Raw genomic sequence first — 1,319 nt, 5'->3', positions numbered from 1 at the left:
GTATTCACCCTACGAGTCTTCTTTGGCACCAATCATAGTTATGGTTGGTGCCATTCTTTTTGCTCAAAAGTAGAATACGTACTCTAAATCTACCAAAGTGGCGAAGTCCATAGCTTATCCGTTTTAATACCTTAATCTTGTTGTTAGTTCCTTCTGTGTATCCATTAGAATATGGAAGTAAGAATGCATTAGTTAATTGCGTCATCCATGCAGGAAATGATGTAAAGAAGTTATTAAATTCATTTAAGCCAGATGCTTTTACTAATTCCAACCAATGCGTTAAATGTGCAGCTATTCTTTGTTTACCATAGATTGAAAAGATTTTTCTAAAAGAAAGTTTTAAAGCATATGCTTTTCGTAAATCATCAGATATTCTAAGTATTTCACATAGTTTAATATGTTCGGCTTCCGTTAAATGGTCTGGATGCTTCATTAGTACACGTCGATTCTGTTTTAACATACGTGAATAAGCAGCCAGTTTATGTTGCTCACGCTTTCTAACTCGCTCTACCGCCCAATCTACAAGTCGACATACATGGTATCGATCACAGATAATATGCGCATGTGGAAATAGCGCCTCCATGATGCGCTTAAATTGTATGGACATATCCATTACTATAAACTTAACTTGTAGGCGATCCTTATGTTTAAATGATGCAAAATAGTGGATTAATGCTTGCGTATCACGTTTCGGTAAAATATCTAATATTTCATGTGTATCTGGATTAGTTAAATTAACTTGGTATTGGTAGCCTTCTGCATTTCCTTTAAACTCATCAATACCAATCACAGTGGGTAAGGTCTTGGGCTTAGGTATAGTGATCATAGAGCAATAACGTAATACTGTAGTAATAGATGTATCACACTCGTTAGCAATAGCTGTATAGGTTACACTTTCAGTAAGTTTATCAAATAGCATTCTAATATTAGTTACACTTAGTTGCATATGTTTTCGTACAAATGGATTGCTTTCAGCAAAAGAATGACCACAATGCGGACAAATATACCGACGCTGTCTGTATTTTCCAATTAGTGGACCTCGTTGTACTTTTCCAAACTTTACAGTACGTATGCGGTAATCCTTAATATGCTTTGTGGTTTCTCCACACTTTGGGCAAATATGTGATGTTGCTGGTAATTCTATGTCAAAAATAAATACTCCGTCTAATTCATAGCTATTTGTAATATATTCTTGTTTTACATTATGTAAAAATTCAGTATAATCAGTAGTAGGCATATAAGCTCACATCCTTTCTTTAGGACTTTGACACTTTTATTGTAAAGCATGTGAGCCTTATATGCTTATTTTTTTGCAAAAA

At 34.4% G+C, this 1,319-nt stretch carries 1 protein-coding gene; it reads right to left on the bottom strand.

All coding sequences use genetic code 11. The features are described from left to right. Positions 1–4: 4 nt before the first annotated feature. The gene (locus O3617_RS09510; RefSeq protein WP_371449749.1) at positions 5–1,237 is read right to left on the bottom strand and encodes an ISL3 family transposase; all 1,233 of its coding nucleotides are present in this window, start codon (positions 1,235–1,237) and stop codon (positions 5–7) included. Positions 1,238–1,319 lie beyond the last annotated feature (82 nt).

The organism is Veillonella sp. 27098_8_77 (assembly GCF_041431535.1).
Classification (GTDB): Bacteria; Bacillota; Negativicutes; order Veillonellales; family Veillonellaceae; genus Veillonella.
Note: the sequence above shows the minus strand (reverse complement) of the source record. Positions and strands in the feature narration are given on the sequence as shown.

What these genes read in the sequence shown, in the direction of transcription:
- O3617_RS09510 (WP_371449749.1), bottom strand. Translation starts at nt 1,237, where the DNA reads ATGCCTACTACTGATTATACTGAATTTTTACATAATGTAAAACAAGAA.